Source organism: Shewanella sp. SG41-4 (genome assembly GCF_014164505.1).
In the GTDB taxonomy this organism is placed as follows: Bacteria; Pseudomonadota; Gammaproteobacteria; order Enterobacterales; family Shewanellaceae; genus Shewanella.
Window position 1 is genome coordinate 1 of sequence record NZ_JACJFI010000765.1, and the last position, 341, is coordinate 341.

Here is a 341-nt window from a genome sequence, read left to right on the forward strand (position 1 = left end):
CTCAGTCAGCTTATCACCAGTAAATACCAATATGGGTTACCGCTTTATCGCCAGGAAGCCATGTTCAAGCAATACGGTATTGAGCTCAGTCGCCAGACCATGAGCAGCTGGATAGACAAATCCGCTGCACTCTTCGCGCCACTAGTTGAGCGACTTAAAGCCGAGCTGTTAAAGCAGCCCACGTTGTTTGCCGATGAAACGCCATTAAAGGTGGTGAAATCCGATAAAGTGAACAGCTACATGTGGGTGTATTGCTCAGGTCGAGATTCACCAGACCCGAATAATCCTATCCCTAATATCGTGCTTTACGACTTCCACAATAGTCGCGCGGCCGCCTGCGT

Annotated in this window: 1 protein-coding gene; it reads left to right on the forward strand. The window is 49.3% G+C overall.

Annotation, left to right across the window (positions count from 1 at the left end; translation table 11 throughout):
• The coding region (locus H5202_RS23730; RefSeq protein WP_182774165.1) for an IS66 family transposase at positions 1-341 on the forward strand (341 nt) is incomplete at both ends.